This window comes from Chitinophaga sp., assembly GCF_039596155.1.
Lineage (GTDB): Bacteria > Bacteroidota > Bacteroidia > Chitinophagales > Chitinophagaceae > Chitinophaga.
In genome coordinates this window covers 92,428-114,883 of the sequence record NZ_JBCNKF010000018.1, presented here as the reverse complement: position 1 = coordinate 114,883, position 22,456 = coordinate 92,428, and the positions used below count along the sequence as shown (strand labels likewise).

At 44.9% G+C, this 22,456-nt stretch carries 26 protein-coding genes; 8 read left to right on the top strand and 18 right to left on the bottom strand.

The window, feature by feature from the left end; genetic code table 11:
- Nucleotides 1-43 precede the first annotated feature (43 nt).
- On the top strand, nucleotides 44-187 hold the full coding sequence (locus ABDW33_RS18220; protein ID WP_343691514.1) for a hypothetical protein: 144 nt from the start codon (nucleotides 44-46) through the stop codon (nucleotides 185-187).
- An 81-nt stretch (nucleotides 188-268) separates the two neighbouring features.
- Nucleotides 269-1,495 (top strand): MFS transporter, encoded by a 1,227-nt coding sequence (locus ABDW33_RS18215; RefSeq protein WP_343691513.1) that lies wholly within the window; start codon nucleotides 269-271, stop codon nucleotides 1,493-1,495.
- A gap of 71 nt (nucleotides 1,496-1,566) precedes the next feature.
- Here the strand turns inward: ABDW33_RS18215 and ABDW33_RS18210 are convergent, their stop codons facing one another.
- From ABDW33_RS18210 to ABDW33_RS18200, 3 genes are read right to left on the bottom strand one after another with little or no spacing between them, the layout of a single operon-like run.
- Nucleotides 1,567-2,643 (bottom strand): iron-containing alcohol dehydrogenase family protein, encoded by a 1,077-nt coding sequence (locus ABDW33_RS18210; RefSeq protein WP_343691512.1) that lies wholly within the window; start codon nucleotides 2,641-2,643, stop codon nucleotides 1,567-1,569.
- Nucleotides 2,644-2,661: 18 nt separating this feature from the next.
- Nucleotides 2,662-3,390 carry a 3-deoxy-manno-octulosonate cytidylyltransferase gene (kdsB, locus tag ABDW33_RS18205; RefSeq protein ID WP_343691511.1) on the bottom strand — a complete coding sequence of 243 codons (729 nt, stop codon included), beginning with the start codon at nucleotides 3,388-3,390 and terminating at the stop codon, nucleotides 2,662-2,664.
- Nucleotides 3,390-4,580, bottom strand: coding sequence for a DegT/DnrJ/EryC1/StrS family aminotransferase (locus ABDW33_RS18200; RefSeq protein WP_343691510.1), 1,191 nt, complete (start codon nucleotides 4,578-4,580; stop codon nucleotides 3,390-3,392). The genes kdsB and ABDW33_RS18200 overlap by 1 nt, the downstream gene beginning before the upstream one ends.
- 81 nt (nucleotides 4,581-4,661) lie before the next feature.
- Between ABDW33_RS18200 and ABDW33_RS18195 the strand changes: the two genes are divergently transcribed.
- Nucleotides 4,662-5,084, top strand: a complete 423-nt coding sequence (locus ABDW33_RS18195; RefSeq protein ID WP_343691509.1) for a DUF4440 domain-containing protein — start codon at nucleotides 4,662-4,664, stop codon at nucleotides 5,082-5,084.
- Between the two features lie 125 nt (nucleotides 5,085-5,209).
- Here ABDW33_RS18195 and ABDW33_RS18190 read toward each other — a convergent pair whose 3' ends face one another.
- Nucleotides 5,210-5,407 carry a hypothetical protein gene (locus ABDW33_RS18190; RefSeq protein WP_343691508.1) on the bottom strand — a complete coding sequence of 66 codons (198 nt, stop codon included), beginning with the start codon at nucleotides 5,405-5,407 and terminating at the stop codon, nucleotides 5,210-5,212.
- Between the two features lie 493 nt (nucleotides 5,408-5,900).
- Here ABDW33_RS18190 and ABDW33_RS18185 point away from each other — a divergent pair, with 493 nt between their 5' ends.
- The gene (locus ABDW33_RS18185) at nucleotides 5,901-6,110 is read left to right on the top strand and encodes a hypothetical protein (protein WP_083725077.1); all 210 of its coding nucleotides are present in this window, start codon (nucleotides 5,901-5,903) and stop codon (nucleotides 6,108-6,110) included.
- Nucleotides 6,111-6,174: 64 nt separating this feature from the next.
- On the opposite strand, the gene ABDW33_RS18180 is transcribed toward ABDW33_RS18185, so the two are convergent.
- Together ABDW33_RS18180 and ABDW33_RS18175 are read right to left on the bottom strand one after the other, a co-directional pair.
- The gene (locus tag ABDW33_RS18180; protein ID WP_343691507.1) at nucleotides 6,175-6,456 is read right to left on the bottom strand and encodes a hypothetical protein; all 282 of its coding nucleotides are present in this window, start codon (nucleotides 6,454-6,456) and stop codon (nucleotides 6,175-6,177) included.
- Nucleotides 6,456-7,235 carry a glycoside hydrolase family 25 protein gene (locus ABDW33_RS18175; RefSeq protein ID WP_343691506.1) on the bottom strand — a complete coding sequence of 260 codons (780 nt, stop codon included), beginning with the start codon at nucleotides 7,233-7,235 and terminating at the stop codon, nucleotides 6,456-6,458. The genes ABDW33_RS18180 and ABDW33_RS18175 overlap by 1 nt, the downstream gene beginning before the upstream one ends.
- A 146-nt stretch (nucleotides 7,236-7,381) precedes the next feature.
- On the opposite strand from ABDW33_RS18175, the gene ABDW33_RS18170 reads away from it, so the two are divergent.
- A complete protein-coding gene (locus tag ABDW33_RS18170) occupies nucleotides 7,382-8,407 on the top strand; it encodes an SPASM domain-containing protein (RefSeq protein WP_343691505.1) in 1,026 nt (341 codons plus the stop codon).
- On the opposite strand, the gene ABDW33_RS18165 is transcribed toward ABDW33_RS18170, so the two are convergent.
- Genes ABDW33_RS18165 through ABDW33_RS18155 form a run of 3 tightly spaced genes read right to left on the bottom strand, consistent with a single transcriptional unit; the run spans nucleotide 8,404 to nucleotide 9,459 of the window.
- Nucleotides 8,404-8,775 (bottom strand): hypothetical protein, encoded by a 372-nt coding sequence (locus tag ABDW33_RS18165; RefSeq protein ID WP_343691504.1) that lies wholly within the window; start codon nucleotides 8,773-8,775, stop codon nucleotides 8,404-8,406. The genes ABDW33_RS18170 and ABDW33_RS18165 overlap by 4 nt on opposite strands.
- Nucleotides 8,776-8,803: 28 nt before the next feature.
- A complete protein-coding gene (locus tag ABDW33_RS18160) occupies nucleotides 8,804-9,235 on the bottom strand; it encodes a hypothetical protein (protein WP_343691503.1) in 432 nt (143 codons plus the stop codon).
- A 26-nt stretch (nucleotides 9,236-9,261) separates the two neighbouring features.
- Nucleotides 9,262-9,459, bottom strand: a complete 198-nt coding sequence (locus ABDW33_RS18155; protein ID WP_072366229.1) for a YtxH domain-containing protein — start codon at nucleotides 9,457-9,459, stop codon at nucleotides 9,262-9,264.
- A gap of 234 nt (nucleotides 9,460-9,693) precedes the next feature.
- Here ABDW33_RS18155 and ABDW33_RS18150 point away from each other — a divergent pair, with 234 nt between their 5' ends.
- On the top strand, nucleotides 9,694-10,728 hold the full coding sequence (locus tag ABDW33_RS18150; RefSeq protein ID WP_343691502.1) for an AI-2E family transporter: 1,035 nt from the start codon (nucleotides 9,694-9,696) through the stop codon (nucleotides 10,726-10,728).
- Here ABDW33_RS18150 and nadD read toward each other — a convergent pair whose 3' ends face one another.
- From nadD to paaA, 5 genes are read right to left on the bottom strand one after another with little or no spacing between them, the layout of a single operon-like run.
- The gene (nadD, locus tag ABDW33_RS18145; RefSeq protein ID WP_343691501.1) at nucleotides 10,729-11,298 is read right to left on the bottom strand and encodes a nicotinate (nicotinamide) nucleotide adenylyltransferase; all 570 of its coding nucleotides are present in this window, start codon (nucleotides 11,296-11,298) and stop codon (nucleotides 10,729-10,731) included.
- Between the two features lie 46 nt (nucleotides 11,299-11,344).
- The gene (paaD, locus tag ABDW33_RS18140; RefSeq protein ID WP_343691500.1) at nucleotides 11,345-11,827 is read right to left on the bottom strand and encodes a 1,2-phenylacetyl-CoA epoxidase subunit PaaD; all 483 of its coding nucleotides are present in this window, start codon (nucleotides 11,825-11,827) and stop codon (nucleotides 11,345-11,347) included.
- Nucleotides 11,828-11,845: 18 nt separating this feature from the next.
- Nucleotides 11,846-12,589: a 1,2-phenylacetyl-CoA epoxidase subunit PaaC gene (paaC, locus tag ABDW33_RS18135; protein ID WP_343691499.1), complete on the bottom strand. Its 744-nt coding sequence runs from the start codon at nucleotides 12,587-12,589 to the stop codon at nucleotides 11,846-11,848.
- Nucleotides 12,590-12,594: 5 nt separating this feature from the next.
- Nucleotides 12,595-12,960 (bottom strand): 1,2-phenylacetyl-CoA epoxidase subunit B, encoded by a 366-nt coding sequence (locus tag ABDW33_RS18130; RefSeq protein WP_146968425.1) that lies wholly within the window; start codon nucleotides 12,958-12,960, stop codon nucleotides 12,595-12,597.
- Between the two features lie 17 nt (nucleotides 12,961-12,977).
- Nucleotides 12,978-13,979: a 1,2-phenylacetyl-CoA epoxidase subunit PaaA gene (gene paaA, locus ABDW33_RS18125; protein WP_343691498.1), complete on the bottom strand. Its 1,002-nt coding sequence runs from the start codon at nucleotides 13,977-13,979 to the stop codon at nucleotides 12,978-12,980.
- 63 nt (nucleotides 13,980-14,042) lie between these two features.
- Here paaA and ABDW33_RS18120 point away from each other — a divergent pair, with 63 nt between their 5' ends.
- Nucleotides 14,043-14,606, top strand: coding sequence for a hypothetical protein (locus ABDW33_RS18120; RefSeq protein ID WP_343691497.1), 564 nt, complete (start codon nucleotides 14,043-14,045; stop codon nucleotides 14,604-14,606).
- Here the strand turns inward: ABDW33_RS18120 and ABDW33_RS18115 are convergent.
- The 4 genes from ABDW33_RS18115 to ABDW33_RS18100 form a co-directional block, all read right to left on the bottom strand.
- A complete protein-coding gene (locus tag ABDW33_RS18115) occupies nucleotides 14,601-15,503 on the bottom strand; it encodes a M28 family peptidase (RefSeq protein WP_343691496.1) in 903 nt (300 codons plus the stop codon). The two genes, ABDW33_RS18120 and ABDW33_RS18115, sit on opposite strands and share 6 nt — an antisense overlap.
- A gap of 69 nt (nucleotides 15,504-15,572) precedes the next feature.
- The gene (gene feoB / locus ABDW33_RS18110; protein ID WP_343691495.1) at nucleotides 15,573-17,708 is read right to left on the bottom strand and encodes a ferrous iron transport protein B; all 2,136 of its coding nucleotides are present in this window, start codon (nucleotides 17,706-17,708) and stop codon (nucleotides 15,573-15,575) included.
- Nucleotides 17,709-17,860: 152 nt separating this feature from the next.
- The gene (locus ABDW33_RS18105; protein WP_343691494.1) at nucleotides 17,861-19,630 is read right to left on the bottom strand and encodes a PspC domain-containing protein; all 1,770 of its coding nucleotides are present in this window, start codon (nucleotides 19,628-19,630) and stop codon (nucleotides 17,861-17,863) included.
- Nucleotides 19,631-19,670: 40 nt separating this feature from the next.
- Nucleotides 19,671-19,997 carry a PadR family transcriptional regulator gene (locus ABDW33_RS18100; RefSeq protein ID WP_343691493.1) on the bottom strand — a complete coding sequence of 109 codons (327 nt, stop codon included), beginning with the start codon at nucleotides 19,995-19,997 and terminating at the stop codon, nucleotides 19,671-19,673.
- 763 nt (nucleotides 19,998-20,760) lie between these two features.
- On the opposite strand from ABDW33_RS18100, the gene ABDW33_RS18095 reads away from it, so the two are divergent.
- Nucleotides 20,761-22,410 (top strand): SulP family inorganic anion transporter, encoded by a 1,650-nt coding sequence (locus tag ABDW33_RS18095; RefSeq protein ID WP_343691492.1) that lies wholly within the window; start codon nucleotides 20,761-20,763, stop codon nucleotides 22,408-22,410.
- Nucleotides 22,411-22,456: the final 46 nt, after the last annotated feature.

The window sequence follows — 22,456 nt, the reverse complement described above, 5'->3', positions numbered from 1 at the left end:
TGAATGTGCTAACTTGCACCCCGGATCATTAAACGAATTTTTTATGTTGCTTGCCGTAGTTAATAACGTAGAGACCACAGATTTTTTCAGAGCAGGAGATGCATTTGCTCATTACGCTACTTACCTTGTAATCGCTTTATTTGCTGCAATGTTCCTGTTCGCTGCGTTCAAATACGTAAAACGCTAATAATCAACTTCTTCATGATATTAAAGAGCTGTCTTAAATAATTAAGACGGCTTTTTTATTGCCCTTCACTACCTTTGCAGCATGGATCAGTCGCACGGGAGGATCTATTCCTTCCACTTTATTATGCTATGCCTTAGCAATGCACTGTTTTCCGCCAGCTACAACATGATGCTACCAGACTTGCCTGCTTACCTCAGCAGCATGGGCGGCGAACAATATAAAGGCTATATTCTTGCTTTGTTTACACTCATGGCCGGGCTATCACGTCCCTTTAGCGGTAAACTTACAGACACCATTGGCCGCGTTCCGGTAATGATTTTTGGCGCTGTCATCTGCGTGATCTGCAGCCTGCTTTATCCCCTGGTCAGCACCGTAGCTGCCTTTTTACTACTCCGTTTCTTTCATGGTTTCTCCACAGGTTTCAAACCTACCGGCACAGCTGCCTATGTAGCCGACATCGTACCTACTACCCGCAGGGCAGAAGCCATGGGCATGGTAGGACTGTTCAGCACCATCGGTTTGGCACTGGGGCCTGCTATCGGAGGATATGTCACATCTATCTGGGATATACACGTGATGTTCCAGCTGTCAGCTGTGTTTGCCCTTCTTTCAGTAGTCATTCTGGTCGGGGGTATGAAAGAGACGCTGCCGAATAAGCAACGCTTCAGCTTCTCTGCTCTCCGGATCTCTAAATCAGAAATATTTGAGCCACTGGTACTCGCACCCGTGATCGTTACCTTCATTACATATTATAGCTATGGGGTGTTGTTCACTATCATCCCGGATTTCAGCAATTATGTAGGGCTGCCGCCAGCGAGCAAGGGCCTGTTCTATACCTTCTTTACTGCCAGTTCAATCAGTATACGGTTGTTGGCGGGTAAGGTTTCTGACCGCTACGGCAGGCTGCCTGTACTGAAGATCGCCACTGTGCTCATGGCTATCGGGGTCTTCACACTGGGAGTAGCCCATACACCCGCCCTGATGCTCACAGCTGCTGTAATCTATGGAGTATCCGTAGGTTTGAACTCTCCTGCTGTCACCGCCTGGACAATTGACCTGGGCAGACCTGAACACAAAGGAAGGGCACTGGCCTCTATGTACATAGCACAGGAAGCAGGAATTGGGATAGGCGCTTATCTCTCTGCATTTGTATATCACAATGATCCCCGGTTTTTCCCTGTCACTTTCTACTCTACCGCAATTGTGACACTGGCCGCTACGGTCTATTTAATTTTTATCTACCAGAACCGCTGCATGAGAACCGTGAAACAATTCGTATTTTCACCCGGCAAATGGTTTCAACGATAATTCATGCTTAGTAAAATAAAAATCCCGGTCGCCTCGCAGCACCGGGATTTCTCTTTTAATATCTGTTCTGATTACAGTCTTTCGTAGAGTGCTCTCAGTCTTTCTCTTGTCATCTTCTCTTTCCAGTCCTTGCCCAAAGCATTTTCCCACAGCGGAGCCATGCCCAGGGATACATCGATCATGATGTTGAATTGCTCATCTGTCAGTCCTTTGGTAATACCCTGTGGAATGTCGATGTTGTGCTTCTTCACCATTTCTTTGAATTCAACTACGCCTTCAGGGTAGAACTCTTCCAGCTTGTCGAACACGATGCAGTTACCAATACCATGTTTGGTGCCCAGCAGGTAAGCCAGACCATAGCTCACAGCATGTGCAACACCTACCTGAGAATAAGCGATGCTCATACCACCGGCATAAGAGGCCATCATCAGTTTCTCATCAGCATCATCATCCCACTGTTCTTTCTGCAGGAATACCTCCTGGCACAGGCGCAGGGATTCTTCACCATAAGAGCGGCTGAAAGCATTCAGATATGTACCGGTCAGGGATTCAATACAGTGGATATAGCAATCCATTGCTGTATAGAACATCTGGTTTTTAGGTACCCCCCTGATTAATTCAGGATCCAGTACAATCTGGTCGAAGGGGGTAAAGTCAGAATTCATACCTAGTTTGCGGGTAGGTCCGGTCAGTACACAGGTACGGCTTACTTCAGCACCGGTACCGGAGATGGTAGGGATTCCTGCCTTATATACACCGGGGAATTTCACCAGGTCCCAACCCTGGTAGTCAGCAGAAGAACCAGGGTTCTTCATCATGAGGGATACAGCTTTGGCCATGTCCATTACAGAACCGCCGCCGATACCGATGATACCGCTTACCTCACCAAATTCAGCTTTCAGGTCATCTCTGACCTTGTCTACATATTTGGTTTTAGGTTCGTCAGTTACATCTATATATATGATCTTGTCCTTGCCTCTAACCGGGATGCGCTTTGCAAAGGCATCATTTCCCTGAAAGAAATGGTCCACAAAGAATATCATTGGAGCATCGCCCTTACGGTTGGGAGCCAATATTTCATCCAGTTGGTCAAAACATCCGCGGCCATATACCACGTAGTCAACCATCTTAAAGTTCCTGAATTTCATCTCGAACAGTTAATATTGTTACAATAATTTTTCTGCTTTCACCAGGTCTTCCGGTGTATCGATTTCCACACCCATGTACTCAGTTACCACCATTTTCATGGAAATACCGTTTTCCAGGTAGCGCAGGCATTCTATTTTTTCAGCGGCTTCCAGCGGGCTTACCGGCATTGTGGTAAAGTCCAGCAGGGTTTTGCGGCGGAAGGCATAGATACCGATGTGCTCATAATAAACAGATTTCACCTGTTTATCGCGGGGATAAGGGATGACGGAACGGGAGAAGAAAAGTGCGTTGAACTGTTTATCCACGGCCACCTTCACATAGTTAGGGTCTTCGATGGATGTCCAGTCTTTCAGTTCCTGCATCAGGGATGCGACCTGTACCTGCTGCCCGGCTTCGCCTTCAAATACCTGGAGGAGTTTTTCCAGCGGTTCTTTCTGGGTGAAAGGTTCGTCTCCCTGTACATTCACGATGATCTCCACATCTTCCCTATCGGCAATGGCTTCGGCAATACGGTCGGTACCACATTCATGTTCCTTTTGGCTCATGACAGCTTTCCCTCCATTGCTAATGATCTCCTGATAAATAATATCGGAATCAGTTACGACCATTACCTCGTCGAAAACGCCGGTTTTCACGGTACTTTCGTAAGTGCGGAGAATTACAGATTTTCCACCCAGGCTGGCCATCAGCTTACCCGGAAATCGGGTAGCGCCATAGCGGGCAGGTATTAAGGCTACTTTTTTCATTAGAGGGCACTTTTTACTGCATTTACCAGTTTCTCAGCACGTTCAGCTACCTCAGCATCACTCCAGCCTAAGTTGATAGGCGTACAGATGCAGCGGCTCATGATGGCGTCGGAAACAGGGAATTGTTTCACCTTATACAGTTCCATAGCCTGTTGTAGCCCTGGCGCAAAACGGCTTAACACCGTGCTTTGCTTAAAGTGTTCCCAGTTGCGGATATAATGCCAGTTGTTGTCATACCAGTAGAACGCAGGCAAACCGGCAGCTTTCATAGCAGCAGCGGCAGCTCTTGCCTGAGATTCTTCAGGCAGGAAGAAGCCCAGGAAGGTAGCACTATCACCTGCTTCATCAGGCAGACGGCGGAAAGTTACCTGAGGAATAGCAGACAGTGCATCCTTAAAGATCTTCTTGGTTTTGCGCTGGATGCTAAGGAAAGTATCCAGTTTTCTAACCTGTGCAAGGCCTACAGCAGCATGCAATTCAGAAATACGGAAATTATACCCGATAAATGGGTGCAGGTCCGCACCACGATCTACGCCCAGGTGGTCGTGGCCATGGTCAGAAAAACCGTCTGCTTTTACATAAATATCCTTGTCGTTGGTAACGATGGCACCCCCTTCAGCACAGGTGATGGTCTTTACGAAGTCGAAGGAGAAGGCGCCGGCGTGGCCGATAGTACCAACCGCTTTACCTTTATAAGTTGCGCCAAACGATTGACAGGCGTCTTCCAGTAAGATCAGATTATGTTTGTCACAGATGGCTTTCAGTGCATCCAGGTCAGCCATGGAACCACACATATGCACAGGCATTACAGCCTTGGTACGTGGGGTGATTGCTGCCTCAACCGCTTTAGGGTCCAGGGTCAGGGTATCGTCTACGTCTACCAGCACCGGGGTGGCGCCAACCGAGAAAATACACTCAAAACTTGCCACAAATGTGAAGGTCGGCATGATCACTTCATCTCCTGCACCTATACCCAGCGCCTGCATTGCTACAGTGAGGGCTGCCGTACCGCTGGATACGATCTGAGTGTATCCAACATTCAGTTTTTCGGAGATGGCCTGTTCCAGCTCCTTTGCTTTCCAGATGCCTTTGCGTGGGCCATCAAACCCATAGCGCATAAAGATGCCGGTTTCCAGCACGTCATTTACTTCTTTGCGTTCTTCCGGTCCAAAAAATTCATATCCGGGCATAAGTTGTTGATTTTTTGCAAAGGTAGTATAATCAAGTACTCGGCCCTCGGAAAAACTGTTTATCTTTTACTAAAAATTAACATGCGTTTTATCCTGTATCTTATCCTGTTGACAACGCCTTCTCTGGCAACCTGGGCACAAACTCCGGAGAGCGAGATCCGTCAGCTGATGGCGGAGCAAACCAGCACCTGGAACCGGGGAAATATAGAGGGCTTTATGCAAACGTACTGGCAGTCAGATTCTTTGGTATTTGTTGGCAGCCACGGCCCCACGTATGGCTGGAAAGCCACCCTGGAAAAATATAGGCAATCTTATCCGGACACGGCCGCAATGGGAAAGCTGGACTTTAACATTCTGGAAATCAGGCCCCTGGCAAAAGACCTTTGTTTTGTAGTGGGTAAATGGCATTTACAGCGAAGTGCAGGTGACCTTCAGGGAGCATATACCTTATTAATCAAGAGGATCAAAGGCCATTGGAAAATTATAGCCGATCATAGTAGTTAGGAATGGCTAAAAAAAAAAACCATCCCATGAATGGGACGGCCTGCTATACACCACAACATTAAAGAAGAATCTTACTAATCGTTTGATCTCCATAATAGGTTAATCAATAAACTATGGCAAACGAATTAGTTTTTATTATTTGATCGATCCTGATCCCTCACCGCCAGGTTTTCATCTTCCGGTTCTTCGGAAAGATCGCCATGGAGCGGATTAGTAAAAGTATCGGCTTTATCGGTTTTTAGTACTTCAGCCTTGTGCTGTAAAGGTTGTTTATGCTCTTCACGAGGAGGCTGTTTATCCGGTTTGTCACTATCATGTAGCATGGTTTTCCGTTTTAAATGTTAACAGTTCCTTTTACCAATCAATACGCTAATACCTTTGCAAAGTATGTACCATCCCGAAATACTTGCTAATAGGGCGTTTCATAATGCTCGTATGAGTAAATGCCTCCACACATTGCGTAAAGCGACAACAAACGGCTTTCCCGGCGCTCCACAACTTAACACAAAGTTTATACGTGCAATTGATTGCAATTCAGGCGCTAAAATGGCAAATCGGTAATTTTAGCATAATTTTGATTCCTATATTCAGTAATAGGTTCTCCGCAAACTATTTATTACAAAGGGATGTAATTGATCAATGCGGTTTACTTTTTTACCCCGAAAAGCTGCCAAATGGCACAGATGTTGAATATTATAGTATAACGTTCTTGAAGATAACTGTTTGATTTAGACCTCGTATGGAGGATACCCCTGTTACCCTGGAACGATGGATAACACGTCACATATTAATAACTCTATAAAAAAAAGGCTTACAATGAACATCCGTAGTTACCAGTGGTCGGTACTGAAGAAATTGCTGAAACAACGTTTCACAGAGTTGTCTGATGAAGATCTGGTATTTGAATCAGGCAAAGAGAAAGAGCTTTATGTACGGTTGGAGCGTAAAATTGGCAAACCTCAGGAAGACGTTGCACGTATCATCAAGGGAATGCAGCAGGCATATCTGCAACAGGCCCTCCTTTAATTTCAGTTAATCTAATCAACAATAAATGGCGAATTACGGAAAACGTGGTTCGCCATTTTTCTTTTTAATAATTATCGGTAGTGTGGCCTTGTTTCCTCCACGTTTTCCACACAATGAAGAGGTATACCACAAGTGTGAGGAATGCAAAGCTATAAAAGAAGATCATGCGGCCGGGTGTCGATTCTTCCGGCACAGCAAAGCCGAGATATAATCCCAGAAATACATTGACAATCCCCCAGAATAGAAACAAAAAGACGGTGCGGATAATACGCACAAAGTAATATACGATCCGCATATCCATTGGAGCCTTCTCATCTCCCTGCCGGGGTGTTTCCTGATTTTCCATTAGTGTTTTTTTGCGCGAATTAATAACTTACTGAATGCCAGGCTATCTCCTCTGAATACATTGAAGTCTACCGTCGTCGAGATCCCATTTACCCTGCCCCCATCATTGTGCTGCCAGAAGAGCCAGCTCCGTGCAGATGCAGGTTTCTTTTTCTGGTAATAATGGGCTACCCACAGGGGATAGTCGCCAAATTCATCGCCAAGATAAGTTTCGTAAAAATGTACGTTCGTATAAATGATGGGTTTCACACCATATGCTTTCTTCATTTCTTCCAGCCATACACGTGCGGTACTCCTGATCACAGCAGGAGGTTGCCCATTGCTCACTTCGATATCAAGTACCGGTGGCAGGTCGCCCGGCTCCAGCTGTACTACATTCTGGAAGTTGATTGCCTGCTTCAGCGGATCCCGGGTCGCGTAAAAAAAATGATACGCACCCCGCACGACTCCTGCCTTTTTAGCCCGGGACCAGTTCTGCTTAAAGTTACCATCCTGGCGGGTAATACCCTCTGTTGCCTTGATAAATGCAAATGAGATGTGGATATTTTCCACCTGCATCTGCTGCACGGCTTCCCAGTTTATATTCTTCTGAAACTTAGATACGTCAATTCCATGTATCTCATAGTCAACAGGCATGTCGATACCGAACTCCTCATATCTCACAAAGTTGAGTTTTCCTGTTTTGAGCTGGTAATAAACGAGACCGGCGACGATTATCACCACCAATTGGAAGATAAGTATTATAAGGCCCCACGCTTTTTTGTCTCTGGACTTTGTCACGATTGTAATAATTCTACTTTTAGCATAGCCTTTGCTTTTGGAGTATCCGCTACCTTTTGACTATGTCAAATTTATGGCAAGTATAATATTATTATCCATAACCGATATAGTTATCTTATTTTTACAATATCCAAAGTGTTTGTATTATGCCGGATTTTAATTGGAATGATTCGTTGAACCTGCTTTCTAAGTTCACCCCTCGTCGTGCGTGGAATGCCGGAAAAGTACTAAGCAGTTATTTTGTAAGTAAATGGTCTCGGAAACCAGTGCAATGGGGATTACCCATCTCCGTATCATTCGAGCCCACTACTTCCTGCAACCTCCGCTGCCCGGAATGTCCCAGTGGATTACGCGCTTTCACCCGTCCTACGGGCATGCTGAATCAGGACTTTTTCAGAAAAACTATCGATGAGATCTCCAAAGATCTCCTCTACCTTATATTTTATTTCCAGGGGGAACCTTACCTGAATACAGGATTCCTGGACATGGTAAAATATGCCAGCAGTAAAGGCCTGTACACTGCTACCTCTACGAATGCCCACTACCTCACGGACGAAAATGCCCGTAAGACAGTAGAAAGTGGTCTGGACCGCCTGATCATTTCCATCGATGGCACCACGCAGGATGTGTATACACAATACCGTGTAGGTGGTAACCTGGAAAAGGTTATTCAGGGAGCAAAGAACATTGTAAAGTGGAAAAAGGAACTGAATTCCAAGAAACCGTTTGTTTTCTTCCAGTTCCTGGTAGTAAAGCCAAACGAGCACCAGATAGAGGATATCAAGTTACTGGCCAAGGAGATCGGAGTAGACCAGGTGCGTTTCAAAACTGCCCAGGTGTATGATTATGAGGAAGGAAACCGACTGATTCCGACTATTGATAAATTTAGCCGCTATCGCCGTATGGAAGATGGTACCTATAAGATCAAGAATAAAATGGGGAATCACTGCTGGCGCCTGTGGCATGCTCCTGTTATCACCTGGGATGGTCTGGTTGTACCTTGCTGTTTTGACAAGGACGCCCAGCATAAACTGGGCGATTTGAAGCAACAGTCCATGAAGGAACTGTGGCAAAACGAGAAGTATGTTGGATTCCGTACTCAGATTATGAAGGGTCGGGCCAATATCGATATCTGTGCAAACTGCAGTGAAGGCACCAAAGTATGGGGCTAATCTTCCTCCGGAGGAGTAGCCGCCATCTTTGCTTTCTTCTTTTTACTCCTGCTCTTGCGGAATTTATCAAAGAGATTGATACCCATCCTGACACCAACAAACTCTAATGCTGTCATCAGGGCATTGGTAGCGAATGATTTGGCACTGCTACTTTGCCAGGCTACTTTCGCTACCTTGCCCGCAATACCCATCCACCCTGAATGCTTTGCACTACCGGGAATAATGGAATTGAGGGCCATTTTGCCATAATTACCTTTGAAATGATCTACGCGGTCTCCCAGCTCATTTTCCAGCGCGCGGGATTTTTTCTTTAACCTCAGGATCTCACTTTGCAGTGTGGTTGAATTGGTGATCTTCACCTTGGGCATGTGTAATTATTTTTTCATGATGGTTAAATTATAACTGCTCATGATATTCGTCTTCCTCCTCCATTCTGTTCAGTTCCTTTTCCAGTTCTGCTTCTTCTTTTGCTTCGATCTCCATCTCACTTACCAGTTCCTTGATCAGCATATTGGACAACGGTCGCTGAATAAGCGGCTCGCGGAACCATAAAAGGATCAGGAGTAAAAAGATGAAAAGCCCGGCGGAACAGGAAAATCCAATTGTATAACTATTGGTCATTTCTCCAATCCAGAAGCCCAGTACCATTCCAAGAAATACGACAACAAAAAAGAACAGCAGGAAAGCTAAAATCAAAGAGAAAAAAAGCCCGAGGGCCTTTGACAGCTTTCCTGCTGCCTGGAGCTTAATGAGGTCCAGACGGGTTTCCAGATACTCTTTGGCAACCTTGCCTGTCTGGTTAAAATAGTTGCTGAAATTATCTTCCATGCAAATGATTTTAGTGCAATAAGGGATTAAGCCAGCTCATTTTCCAGGGCATCCTCATATTGCTCCTTTTTCTTCTTCAGTTTATCTTTCAGTTTATCTGCCTGATATTTCAGTTTGTCTACCAGTTCGTCTTTCTTGTCAGAATTCAGGAAATAACCTACAGCAACACCTACTGCTGCGCCAACAATGAATGATACAACTGCTTTTGATCCGTTGCTTGCCATAATTTCTGGTTTTAAGGTGAGTAATTAGATTAACATATTTGGAATATGAGAGGTACAAACACTATTCCAAGATTAAAATTTAAAAGGAAAATACATGTTAAAAAACTGATCCGCACATTTTCCGAACAACTAACAGTAATTCAACCAATTAATTTACGGTTCAGGCAGTGAACAAAATAGCAGTGAACGGTATTCTTTTTGTATCACCTTCTATCACATTAACTTATCAACCTTATGAGCGCGATTGACAACGAACGCCTGAAACAGATTTGTTTCCTGCTGATTATCGTTTTGCTGGCTACTCTCCTTTTTATTGAGATGTACACTTTTTTCCCCGGCTTCCTGGGCGCCATCACGCTCTATGTAATTTCAAGAAATTACATGTTCAGACTGGTAGAGAAACGTAACTGGAAAAAGCCTTTGGCCGCCGCCATGCTGATGATTCTTTCCTTCATTATCATCTTGCTGCCAGTAGGACTTATGATCAATATGCTCACTGACAAGGTAAGTTATGCTATGGAACATACCTCTGAACTGATAGCTGGCCTCAAAACACTCAATGAAAGAATACACAGTGCTACCAAGGTAGACGTACTGTCACAGGTAAAACTGGAGCAATTGCAGGGCTATCTCACAGCTGTACTCCCCCGCCTGCTGGGAGCGACATTCAATACACTGACCACCATTGCTATCATGTACTTTATCCTCTACTTTATGTTGGTGTGTGGCCGTGAAATGGAAGCTTACCTGTACGAATATATCCCCCTGAAAGATGAAAATGTATTGCGGTTGGGCTCTGAATTCCGCAAACTGGTGATTGCCAATGCGGTGGGAATTCCACTTATTGCCATCATCCAGGGTATCGTCTCGCTCATCGGGTATCTTGTTTTCAAAGTTCCCGAACCCATATTCTGGTTTGCTGTCACCTGCTGTACCTCTATGCTACCTGTAGTAGGCGCTGCTGCTGTATACGTGCCAATGGGCGTATACCTCCTGGGTACAGGCAACACCTGGCAGGGTATAGCAGTACTCGTCTATGGATTTGCTGTAGTAGGCACGTCGGACAATATCTTCAGATTTATTCTGGCTAAAAAAATTGGTGATGTACACCCTATGATTACCGTATTCGGCGTGCTGGTTGGCGTAAACCTGTTCGGGTTTATAGGATTGATCTTCGGACCGCTGTTGATATCTATGTTTATCCTGCTGCTGGAAATCTATTCCAATGAATTCCTCACAAAGAAGCGGGAAGTAAGGATAGAAAAGTAATCATTTGTAGTAATTATTCGCTGCTATGTAAGCCGCTACGTTGTCAGGGACCATGTAACGGATTGACAATCCTTCTTTTATCCAGTTCCGTATATCAGTGGCTGATATATCCAGCATCGGCGCTTCCAGTATTTTTACTGTGGCGCCATGCGTCTCTGTTACCTCATGCCCGGGACGTTTGTACACATAGATAGGATAATTCCTCACAATATGCTGATAATTGCGCCAGCGGGTAATGTTCTGAAAACTGTCGCTTCCCATAATAATCGCAAACTCCTGTGTTGGAAACTTCTCTGATAAGTAAGCTAATGTATCAACAGTAAATGATGGTCTGGGTAAAGAGAATTCTATATTGCTGGCCCTGAGCTTCGGCTCATCCTGTATGGCCAGTTCTACCAGGTGAAAACGATTATGTTCATTTAGTAATGACGCCGATGGTTTTAATGGATTTTGTGGAGAAACGACCAGCCACACCTTGTCCAGATCAGTATGATAAGCCACGAAATTCGCGATTATCATATGACCGGTATGTATAGGATTAAATGATCCAAAATACAAGCCTATCTTCATGCCCCTTGCTTTTTGAAGCGTGAAAGTAAATAAATATGAGGAAAAATCAGGTAAGGGGCTTAAACTGTTCGAACATCATTCCACATTGACGGCAAAAATGCGTGGCCCTGCACAGGGTGGCGCCGAAGGGAGAACGCATAAATGTATTTTCACTTCCACAATGAGGGCAGGTGACATGCAGCAACATATCAGTATCTATTTCTCCACGATGTACTGGTGGTGCCGCTATACCAAAGCCCTGGAGCTTTTCCTTCGCTGTCTCAGTAAGCCTGTTACTATTCCATTGTATAGCAGTATCTACGGTAACTTCTACAGGCAATTGCAAATCTTTGCTTACCGTGTTACTGATCTGTTGTTTGATCACAGATATAGCCGGACAGGCGGAAAATGTAGGGATCATTTTTATATGAATTCCTTTTTCATCCTGCGCTACCTCCGTGATCATTCCCATCTCCAGTACATTCAATACCGGGATCTCAGGGTCCATGACCTTTTCCAGAGAGTCATAAATGTCTTTGATGGTATTCATCTTTTTCCGGTTAATGGATCACCATGCAGCCGCAGGATCCTGTCTGAATACTTCTCCCATTTCTTCCAGCAATACGTGCAGATAAGGAGTATGGTGCCCATACCTGCCACCATATGCAGGTGTAATATTTTCAGGTATATTGAGTGCAGCCCTGGTGAGTACAGGGTAAATACTCTCCAGCCAGTGCTCCTGCAGGATCTTTTCTCCAGGATAAATATCGCTCAGCTGTGCATCGTCTGGTCCTGGTTCAAAAATGCCGCAAGCCAGTGAAAAACAACTATCAAGAGCTGCCTGCATTTTTGCATGACTCTCTGACCCTCCTTTCCCCAGTTGAATTATCCAGGCATCTGCATGTAGCGTATGATATTTCAGTTCTCCTTTTACTTTCTTTGCTAACTGTTGCAAGGGCACAAAACTGCTTTCGAGCAAACTGCTATACCGCACGGTTTCCGCATGGTCAAACAGGAAATGTCGCATCAGGCTGAACTCATAAGTGCCAATCGGCATCTCCGTCAGGTGACAACATTTATAATCCCCTTCCGAACGTAAAAATGCAAACTGGTCAGGATCCTGTCCTCCCTCCATTTCCTGGAGTATACGATAGAGTGCCCAGGCATGTCCTATCTTGTCCTGTGCCATGGAAGAGAAAGCAATATCCTCTTCCATAATAGGACCGAGTCCCGTCCATTCAGAATTGCGGTGCCCCAGTATCAGGGCATCGTCTGCCATTTTGGTAACGAATTCTTTTATTAAATGTTCCATTATTGTCAGGGCTTACCTTTAAACTTATTGATCTTTTCCATCACCTTGAATCCGCTGGCATCGCGGTAGGTCTTTTCCATATTGTTGGCAAACATATCTTCGTCTTCCAGATCGAAAGCCAGTATGTCAGCACTGCGGACGACCCAGAGATTCACACATTTCTTTCTTCTGCCAAACTGTTCCTTGGCGAAGATGAGTGCCATCTGTGGATCAGGAGCATGTACACACCCCACATGTTCATGGTGTGCGCCACGTTTTTCCTGATGAAATACTTCATAGGCCTGCCAGTTTTCTCCTTCTTCTATGGTAAAAGGGGCGTCAATATTATTCAACCGGAGCCGGTTGACACGTGGATCTAGTGAGTCAGTCATAATCGGGAAAATACTTGTTAAGCTACGGGGGCTGTTTGTCGTTTCATTTCTTCCGGGCGCATCAGGGCTTTTCTAATCCAGCGACCATTCTCTTCTGCCCATTTTCTTACATCCAGTCTTTCTTTGTTGCAGGGGCCATTGCCTTTGATCACCTCGAAAAACAGGTCCCAGTCAGGATCAGAATATTCCCATTTACCAGTTGCTGTATTCTTCTTTAATAATGGATCCGGCAGTGTTAATCCCAATTCCCAGATCTTAGGAACATATGAGTCAAGAAATTGGTTGCGCATGTCATCATTACTGGCCATCTTCACTTTCCACTGCATGAGCTTTTCACTGTGATTAGACGCTTTATCAGGAGGGCCAAAGAAGTGCATGATAGGCTGCCACCAGCGATTCAGTGCATCCTGCAACATCGCTTTTTGTGCAGGTGTGCCCGTCGCAAGTTCTATAAATGCATCATGTCCCTGCTTCAGGTGAAAACTCTCTTCGTAACAAATGCGTTCCAGTGCACGGCAATAGGGACCGTAGGAACCTTTCGCATTCGCGACCTGATTTACGATAGCCGCAGCATCTATCAGGAAACCAATTACTGCCACATCTGCCCAGGTCTCTGCAGGGTAATTAAATACATTGGAGTATTTAGATTTACCACTGAGCAGGTCGTTGATCATAGCTTCTCTGGATTTACCCAGGGTTTCTGCTGCATTGTAAAGCAACTGACCATGGCCAATTTCATCCTGCACTTTGGCAATCAACGCCAGTTTACGCTTGAACCCCGGAGCGCGGGTGATCCAGGTACCTTCTGGTAATGCGCCTATGATTTCTGAATGAGCATGCTGTTCTATGAGCCGGATCAGCTGCCTGCGGTATTCTGCCGGCATCCAGTCGCCGGGTTCGATTTTTTCCCCATTGGCAATGCGCTTTTCAAAAGCGGCCAGTTTTTCGGGGTCCTCCTGTTCCTGTATTGACTGGGGTTGCCTTTTCGGCTCGTCAAAGATGTATCCACCACCGTACATAACGTGATTGTTTTGGTAACCTGTAAGTTACGAAAAATGTACCTTTAATGTGTGTGCAGTATTATGATATGGACCTGTTACCTTTTTGGATCACTGATGAGTGCCCCACCAGTCATCAAAGTTGTGTTTGTGCCCGACACCCGGATCGAAAATCCCCAATCTGATACCCTCTTTTATAAACCTGACAGGAAACTACAATGGTCTGATTTTCAAGCTGCTCCCCCAACCCATCCGAAAAGCGGCGCCGTGTCTTACAGCAGCTTTTCCTACGAAGGGGGGAGTATCAGAAAAAAAGATACCCTTTACATCAACCTCACCCTACAGACCTTTCATATCAAAAGCGCTTCCTGGGTTACCCCGGCAGTAAGAGACGATTACAGCCTGGCACACGAACAACTTCATTTTGATATCACCTGGCTGGTGGCCCTGCGATTCAGAAAAAAGGTGACGCAAATGGAACTAACAGCCGATGATTACGACAGCATGATCCAATATGAATACATCGAATCATTCAGGGAAATGAACCGCCTTCAGGCAGCCTATGACAGTGAAACTGGCCATGGCACTAACCACGCAGCCCAATACAGGTGGCAGCAAACCATTGCCGATTCGCTGAAAGCTTTATAATCCTTTGTCAGCGGCTAATACTACATTCAGTATGTGATTGGTAGCCTGATAATAAAAAGACGGTTGAATATGTTCAAACTCATCGGAAAGCTTATGGTAGTCCGGATGGTCTTCTACTCCAAAGTATAAGAACGGGATCTTCAGTTTGTGAAATTCATACTGATCACTCTGGCTAATCCAATTGTTACCGGCATCTTCTTTATGATCGTGACCCGCGATGAGTTTTACTGTACCAGGTTTTGCAGCAGCTGCGTCCACAAATTTTTTCAGTGCGGGATATGGGGTTAATCCACATACATACAATTCATTCTTATCGTTACGACTCACCATATCCAGGTTCACATTCAGCAAAAAGCTGCTTATGGGTACAGGAGCTTGTTTCACAAAAGCAGCCGCTCCTTTCAACCCTTCCTCCTCACCATCAAAAGCAGCAAAGATCAGGGTATGCTCAGGAGTATGTTTCCTGAAATATCCCAGTAAGGCCAATAAGCTACCCACGCCAGAGGCATTGTCATCGGCTCCGTTGTAAATACTATCTTTTCCTGCCTGGTCTTTCTTAATGCCCAGATGATCATAGTGAGCTGAGATCACTATAACAGACGCCGATTTACCCTTGATGTAGCCATACAGATTAGTGCCCATGACCTGTTTATCTCCTTCCTGGTAATAAAAGGGATATTCGTAAGTATGATTAAAGGGTTGTAAACCAGATTGTTTGAAACGATCTAAAAGATAAAACTGGGCCATTCTGCTGCCTTTTGTACCTGTACGGCGGCCTTCAAATTTATCGTCAGATAACGTGCGGATATCTTTAATGAGTTGAACTGAATCAATATTGGTCTGCGCTTTAGCAAACAAGCCTGTCAATAACAGGCAACAGAGAATGGTTGTTTTCATAATCAGCTGGATGATCGCTCGCAATATAAAACATTTCACTGCGCACTATCATCCTGCCGAAAAAAAGTATCAGCTCAACAGCTGGAAAACCAGCAGACTACTCAGATAAGCCAGTGTTGTCATGTACACAAATTGAATGGCGGGCAACTTCCAGGATTTCGTCTCCCTCTTTACAATGGCCAGTGTACTCATACACTGCATTGCAAACGCATAGAACAACATCAGCGAAATCCCGGAGGCAAGTGTATACACGGGCCGGCCATCTCTCCAGGTGGCACTATGCATCTTTTCCCGTAAAGTAGCGTCATTATCTTCTTCTGATTCACCTACGCTGTATAAAGTAGCCATGGTACCTACGAACACCTCGCGGGCCGCAAATGAAGTGATCAATGCAATCCCAATTTTCCAATCGAAACCTAAAGGACGGATAGCCGGCTCGATAGCGTGCCCCAGCCCTCCGGCATACGAGTTGGCTAGTTTTTCCATTGCCTCTTCCCTATCCAGCTGTTCAGTCTTATCTGGTTGGGCTGCTTTTAGTTGTTCATATTTGGTAGAGACAGCCTCCATCTTTTTCGAAGGTCCATACGATGCCAGGAACCAGAGGATAATAGAAATTACCATGATCACCTTCCCTGCATCTGTAATGAATATCTTCGCTTTCTGCAACATGGTAGTACCTACATTCATCCACCGTGGAGCACGATATACCGGCAGTTCCATGATAAAATAGCTTTTCTCCTTAATCTTGACAAACAATTTCAGGATAGCAGCAATGACCAATGCCATTACAAATCCGAGCAGGTACAAACCCATCATCACCAATCCCTGCAGGTTGAGGAAACCTAATACTGGTTTGTTGGGTATTACAAGGGCAATCATTACTGTATAAATAGGAAGGCGGGCAGAACAGCTCATAAGAGGAGTGATCAGGATCGTGATCAACCGCTCCTTCCTGTTCTCAATATTACGGGTGGCCATGATAGCAGGCACGGCACAGGCCACACCACTGATCAACGGCATCACTGACTTACCATTCAATCCCACCTGGCGCATCAGCCGATCTGTGAGGAAGCTGATTCTGGCCATATATCCGGTATCTTCCAGGATGGTAATGAACCCGAAGAGGATCATGATCTGAGGTACAAACACTGCGATGCCACCCAAACCTGCAATAATACCATTTATGAAGATGTCGGAAATCTGGTTCTGTGGCAATACGTCGGATAGCCAGCCACTCAGCGCACCAAATCCTCCTTCGATCCAGTCCATTGGAAAAGACGCCAGCCAGAAAATACTCTGGAACATCACAGCCATAATTCCCAGCAGGATCACATATCCCCAGAAACGATGCAGGAGCAGATCATCGATCTTCTCCGTCTGTAACTGTTTCTGTAAAGGATCTGCTTCTACTACTGAATTGCGCATGATATGCTTGATACGCGCATAGCGTTGCATAATTTCATCCGCCTGTATTTTGGTTTTGTTGAACTGGTGGGTTTCAATAGCCCTGCTGATAGTCTGTTTTTGCGCAGCATCCAGGAAGTGTAGTTCATTGTAATTCACCGCTATGTGTAAAGCAGCGTAGTCACTTTTTACAGGTACTACCTTCTTGATATCGGTGATTAGCTCCGGAGCCAGTGCCCGGCTATCTATAAAATCCCGGGGAGGTGCAGCCTGCTTTTCCCGGGTTAGAAGTTCTATGATCTTTTTTAATTCCGGGATCCCTTTATTCTTGCGCGGGTTGATGGCTACTACAGGCACCCCCAGTTCCCTCTCCAGGCCTGCTTCATCGATTTCTACCCCTTTTTTACGGGCAATGTCCATCATGGTCAGGCCAATAATAACAGGGATCTTCAGATCTATGATCTGGGAACAAAAGAGGAGGTTACGTTTCAGATTGGAAGCATCGGCAATAATGAGGATCATGTCTGGCTGCTCATCACCCTGAGGATTTACCAGTACATCGTACGTTACCATTTCATCGGCACTCTTAGGATAAAGGCTATAGGTACCGGGCAGGTCAATGATGTTGGCTTGCAGTGAGGCAGTAATATTGGCCGCACCAGTCTTCTTGTCAACAGTTACCCCCGGGAAATTACCCACCTTTTGGTTCAGTCCTGTCAAAGCATTAAATAACGAGCTCTTGCCACTGTTCGGATTCCCTACCAGCGCAATACTGATCTTTCCATTTTTATTAGCCTGCATTCCTTATTCTCTCCGGTTAAAAAAACAAAACTAGGCATTTAAACGTCAGCTGATAGATCAATTCGGGAAAAAGATGTTTAAATAAAAAAACCACGGTGAAGACCGTGGTAGTTTTCATTTCTTTAACTATTGAACTTATTGTGATGAAAAGCTTAGCTCAAAAGTTTATAAAGGCTATAGCTGATGGCATCTCCGCCTTCAAAGGCTACCTTGCCCTTACCAGTAGCGGACGCTGCCTTGGTAGAATCTTCTACCGGGGTCGTGTTGCGCTCCTGTTTCCCTTTGTAGCGATAATTATCGTCAGAAGAATCTTTATCAGATTCGCGGTCGTTGTTTTTATGATCCACACCATCTGTGGTCATTTTAATTACTTCGCTGTGATCGCCGTCATCGCTGTCATCGTCATCCCAACGGTGATTGTCAAAGTCGTTATCCCAGTCAAAGTTCCAGTTGCGGTAGTGGTTACGAACTTTTCTGTCCATCTCCACCTGTTTGTTTACCGGCACCCTGATGATGAGGCGTACCCGCTGATCACGAAACTTGCTGTTTCTTGGGATTGAGATACCTGCGGGCAGGTAAATCACTGTATCCTGCTGATTGATGGGATAAGAGATCTCTCTCGCCAACATTCTGGCCTGGGAGATGCTGCGTCCTCTGGCGCTACGCTGCACTTCCAGATAGAAACTGTCATTGTTACTCTTCTCAACACTAACACGATAATTATTGATAATTACAGTATCGTCAGCCAGCTTCAGATCATCATCAAAGAAACTTTCTTCTACCTGAACCAGGTTCTCCGCCTCTTTAAAGACGAGTTTACCCTTAGAAGGTTGCACGATATCAAAATTTTCTTTTACAGTATTACGCAATCTGAAATCTTTTGCTACCGAAATACCTACCAGTATGGCAAACACCAGGCCTGTGAACCAAAGGAAGCTGAGGGTGTACCCCACATAGCGATTGGTCTGTTTTACACCCGTGAGCTTGCGGATGATGAAGATGATAATCCCTACGATCGGTATCCCGATCAACAGGAATACGGATGGCCAGAAGAGGAGATTTTGCAAAGTGCCTGACAACAAGAGGTCTTTGAATGGCAGCAGGACCGGAGAAGCAACTGTGATCATTACACCCACTACCAGCAGGACGAGGAGAATGACAACAGCCAGGAAGTAAAAGAACCCTTTAGTCAGTACGATCAGAACACGGCCCAGTACATCAAAGAAGTTCCGGCCAAAACGTTCTATATCATTTCCAACTTGTCTTCCCCGGCCCTGAGAAAAATTTCGCATTTCGTTTCCGATATTCTTGAAATGGGCCTTGGTAGCGTTAATTTCATCCTGTACAGCGGCCTTGATATTATTTACATCTACCCGCTCTCCCCTCATCTGCAGCTTTTCGGCAGCAGAATTAGCTTCAGGTGTTACAATCCAGAGAATGAAGTATACCAGTATACCGGAACCGAAACCACCAATCGCCAGCAGGGCAAAGATGACACGGAAGATCACCGGGTCTACGTTCAGGTAAGCGCCCAGACCGCCACACACCCCGCCCAGTACCTTTGCATCCGGGTCACGATATAAGCGTTTTTTAGTACGGAAACTATCCAGGATAGGATCATTCAAAGGAGCGGACTGCTGTTTGGTATTGGTCTCGTCGCTTTCCTCAAACTGATCTGGTGTACCCATGATCGCTTTTACTGCAACTACATCTTCATCAGTGATGCAATGAGCACCCTTCTTTATTTTATCCTGAAAGATCTCTGCAATACGACCTTCAATATCACTCACAATTTCATCCGCACCTTCCTCCCTTGCAAAGTATTTTTTCAAACTGTCCAGATACTGCCGCAGTATCTCATATGCGCTATCCTCAATGGGAATAAGGCGGCTGGCCAGGTTTATGTTAATAATCTTTTTCATTACTGTTTGCTATTTATTAGATTTTAGTTTGGATGGATTGTTATTTACTTGTGAGCTGATGTACCGCATTGGCCAGTTCATTCCAGGTCTTTTCCAGTTCCAGGTAGAATTGCTCCCCTTTGTCGGTCATGGAAAAATATTTTCTTGGCGGCCCGGAATTACTTTCTTCCCATCTGTAACTCAGCAGTTCGGCGTTCTTCAACCGTGTTAATAAAGGATAAAGAGTGCCCTCCAGGATATCCAGCTTTGCTTCTTTCATTTTCTCGATAATGTCTGAAGGGTAAGCTTCTCCTTGCTTGATGATGCTGAGGATGCAGAATTCCAGCACGCCTTTTCGCATCTGTGATTGTGTGTTATCTATGTTCATGGCAAGTGAGCTTTATTAATTGTCTTACTATTTGCATAATGATTGGTTTTTGATATCTACGATACAAAGATAAGGGGATTTATACTACTATGCAATACACAATACCTTTTTAAGCAAAATAATTTGCTTTGTTTATTACTTGCCAAAGCATAAATAATTAATAACCAATTATTTAATGTTTTCTGGTAAAATAAAATTTATGATGAGTGGTAAAAAAACATCCTTTAACATATTTTTAAATCGTATATTCACGATACGTCTCAGCTTTTATTAATTTTGTAAAGACACATGAAAAGGGTTATCGGCATATTCCTTCTTACACTGATGTGTATCCAGCTCCTTCCAATAAAGGAGATGGGAAGGCTACTGTTTAATAATCAGATTGTGGAGGAGCATCCCTCAGATGGATGCTCAGGCGATGATGTAGTCAAAGTGGCCAAAGACTTAAAATGGCTGAAGCATCATGATCATGCTTTCCATGAACCTTCCCTTTTTCTTAGCAAGATCCATTATACAGTAATGGAAACTATCTCCCAAGGTCCCGCCAGGGAAATACATTGTCCTCCTCCAAATTGCTAACTGCTCATTTTCTTTAATTCTATCGCATCTGGCATAATAGCCTATTGATGCTGCTTTTACACATTTATTACTACTCAAACACAAATTTCATTGGGAATACTATGTCCACGCTACACTACTTAGCGCACAGGCACTGTTGTCTCCATGAGCAAACACGCGCAAGCGTAATTAAATTCTATTGACTATGAGCAGGCAAAATATATTCTCGAACGCCAAAGGTGACCTCTCGTCGGGTCTTGTTGTATTCCTGATTGCGGTGCCTTTATGTCTTGGTATTGCCCTGGCATCCGGAGCTCCTTTGTTCTCCGGTATGATTGCCGGCATTATCGGCGGCCTGGTGATCGGCTCCCTGAGTGGCGCACAACTGAGCGTAAGCGGTCCCGCTGCCGGTCTTACCGCTGTTGTACTCTCCGCCATCACTAAGTTTGGCGTATTCGACATATTCCTCATGGCCGTTGTGATCGGTGGCGTCATCCAGTTAGGCCTCGGGCTTCTCAAGGCCGGTACCGTCGCTAACTACATCCCTTCCAATGTAATCAAAGGGATGCTTACTGCCATCGGTATCATTATTATAATGAAACAACTACCACATGCCTTTGGCTATGATGCCGATTCTGAAGGAGATTTTACCTTTATCCAGGTAGACGGTCATAATAGCATTTCTGCTTTGCTGTCCACTATCAACCACATTCACCTGGGTGCGACTTTGATTTGTATTATTTCGGTGCTGATCATCCTCTACTGGAACAAGATTCCTAAAGTAGGGGTGATCCCGGCACCACTGGTGGCGGTGGTTACTGCCGTGGTGCTGAATGGTATCTTTATTGCTATGGATAGTAAACTGGCCATAGCATCCTCACACCTGGTGAGTCTGCCTGTACCACAGAGCTTTGGCGACTTTGTGGGACAATTCACTACACCCGATTTCAGTGCTATCACGAACAAGGAAGTATGGATCGTAGGCGCTACCCTGGCTATCGTTGCCTCAGTAGAAACCCTGCTGAACGTTGAAGCAACAGATAAACTGGACCCGCTCAAAAGACATACCCCTCCAAATCGTGAACTGCAGGCACAGGGTATTGGTAATATTATAAGCGGAATGATCGGCGGTTTGCCTATTACCTCCGTTATCGTACGCTCTTCGGCTAATATCAATGCCGGAGGTCGTACCAAACTTGCTACCATTACACATGGCCTGCTATTGCTGGTATGTACGGCCCTGATTCCGACCATCCTGAACAAGATTCCGCTGGCTACCCTGGCCGCTGTATTACTGGTGACCGGGTATAAGCTCTGTAAAATATCAATCTTTAAAGAGATGTTCAAAAATGGGAAGTACCAGTGGGTGCCCTTCGTAGTGACGGTAGCTGCCATCGTATTTACCGATCTGCTGATTGGTATTACACTTGGTATGGCAGTTAGCATAATTGCCATTCTGAGAGGTAACATGCGCAGTTCTTACTATTTCCGCAAAGAAAAATACCAGAATGGCGACAGTATCAGGCTGGAACTGGCACAGGAAGTATCTTTCCTGAACAAAGCCAGCATCCTGCTCACCCTGGATCACATGCCTGAAAATACCACCGTAGTAATAGATGCCAGCAACACTACCTATATAGATTTCGACGTGCTGGAATCAATCAGGGAGTTTAAAGATGTAAAAGCAGCTCAAAAGAATATTAACGTGGTGCTCACGGGGTTTAAAAATGAATATAAAATTCAGAATTCTGAAAATATTCCGGCAGATTACCAAGCCAATATGACCTCCGGACACGTACATACAATATCCACAGGTAATCATGAGCAATTACTGAAAGAATTGCAATTGAACTAAACCTATTGTCAACCCACCATTTAAAAACCAATAAAAACAAGTGAAA

Excerpts from the sequence above, each read along its gene's own strand:
- ABDW33_RS18220 (WP_343691514.1), top strand. The coding sequence starts at position 44 with ATGTTGCTTGCCGTAGTTAATAACGTAGAGACCACAGATTTTTTCAGA.
- ABDW33_RS18210 (WP_343691512.1), bottom strand. The coding sequence starts at position 2,643 with ATGAAATTCAGGAACTTTAAGATGGTTGACTACGTGGTATATGGCCGC.
- ABDW33_RS18120 (WP_343691497.1), top strand. The coding sequence starts at position 14,043 with ATGATATGGACCTGTTACCTTTTTGGATCACTGATGAGTGCCCCACCA.
- ABDW33_RS18170 (WP_343691505.1), top strand. The coding sequence starts at position 7,382 with ATGCCGGATTTTAATTGGAATGATTCGTTGAACCTGCTTTCTAAGTTC.
- ABDW33_RS18095 (WP_343691492.1), top strand. The coding sequence starts at position 20,761 with ATGAGCAGGCAAAATATATTCTCGAACGCCAAAGGTGACCTCTCGTCG.
- ABDW33_RS18115 (WP_343691496.1), bottom strand. The coding sequence starts at position 15,503 with ATGAAAACAACCATTCTCTGTTGCCTGTTATTGACAGGCTTGTTTGCT.
- ABDW33_RS18200 (WP_343691510.1), bottom strand. The coding sequence starts at position 4,580 with ATGCCCGGATATGAATTTTTTGGACCGGAAGAACGCAAAGAAGTAAAT.
- ABDW33_RS18165 (WP_343691504.1), bottom strand. The coding sequence starts at position 8,775 with ATGCCCAAGGTGAAGATCACCAATTCAACCACACTGCAAAGTGAGATC.
- ABDW33_RS18160 (WP_343691503.1), bottom strand. The coding sequence starts at position 9,235 with ATGGAAGATAATTTCAGCAACTATTTTAACCAGACAGGCAAGGTTGCC.
- paaA (WP_343691498.1), bottom strand. The coding sequence starts at position 13,979 with ATGTACGGTGGTGGATACATCTTTGACGAGCCGAAAAGGCAACCCCAG.
- ABDW33_RS18100 (WP_343691493.1), bottom strand. The coding sequence starts at position 19,997 with ATGAACATAGATAACACACAATCACAGATGCGAAAAGGCGTGCTGGAA.
- paaD (WP_343691500.1), bottom strand. The coding sequence starts at position 11,827 with ATGAATACCATCAAAGACATTTATGACTCTCTGGAAAAGGTCATGGAC.
- ABDW33_RS18185 (WP_083725077.1), top strand. The coding sequence starts at position 5,901 with ATGAACATCCGTAGTTACCAGTGGTCGGTACTGAAGAAATTGCTGAAA.
- feoB (WP_343691495.1), bottom strand. The coding sequence starts at position 17,708 with ATGCAGGCTAATAAAAATGGAAAGATCAGTATTGCGCTGGTAGGGAAT.
- ABDW33_RS18130 (WP_146968425.1), bottom strand. The coding sequence starts at position 12,960 with ATGACTGACTCACTAGATCCACGTGTCAACCGGCTCCGGTTGAATAAT.
- ABDW33_RS18180 (WP_343691507.1), bottom strand. The coding sequence starts at position 6,456 with ATGGAAAATCAGGAAACACCCCGGCAGGGAGATGAGAAGGCTCCAATG.
- ABDW33_RS18195 (WP_343691509.1), top strand. The coding sequence starts at position 4,662 with ATGCGTTTTATCCTGTATCTTATCCTGTTGACAACGCCTTCTCTGGCA.
- kdsB (WP_343691511.1), bottom strand. The coding sequence starts at position 3,390 with ATGAAAAAAGTAGCCTTAATACCTGCCCGCTATGGCGCTACCCGATTT.
- ABDW33_RS18105 (WP_343691494.1), bottom strand. The coding sequence starts at position 19,630 with ATGAAAAAGATTATTAACATAAACCTGGCCAGCCGCCTTATTCCCATT.
- ABDW33_RS18150 (WP_343691502.1), top strand. The coding sequence starts at position 9,694 with ATGAGCGCGATTGACAACGAACGCCTGAAACAGATTTGTTTCCTGCTG.
- ABDW33_RS18190 (WP_343691508.1), bottom strand. The coding sequence starts at position 5,407 with ATGCTACATGATAGTGACAAACCGGATAAACAGCCTCCTCGTGAAGAG.
- paaC (WP_343691499.1), bottom strand. The coding sequence starts at position 12,589 with ATGGAACATTTAATAAAAGAATTCGTTACCAAAATGGCAGACGATGCC.
- ABDW33_RS18215 (WP_343691513.1), top strand. The coding sequence starts at position 269 with ATGGATCAGTCGCACGGGAGGATCTATTCCTTCCACTTTATTATGCTA.
- nadD (WP_343691501.1), bottom strand. The coding sequence starts at position 11,298 with ATGAAGATAGGCTTGTATTTTGGATCATTTAATCCTATACATACCGGT.
- ABDW33_RS18155 (WP_072366229.1), bottom strand. The coding sequence starts at position 9,459 with ATGGCAAGCAACGGATCAAAAGCAGTTGTATCATTCATTGTTGGCGCA.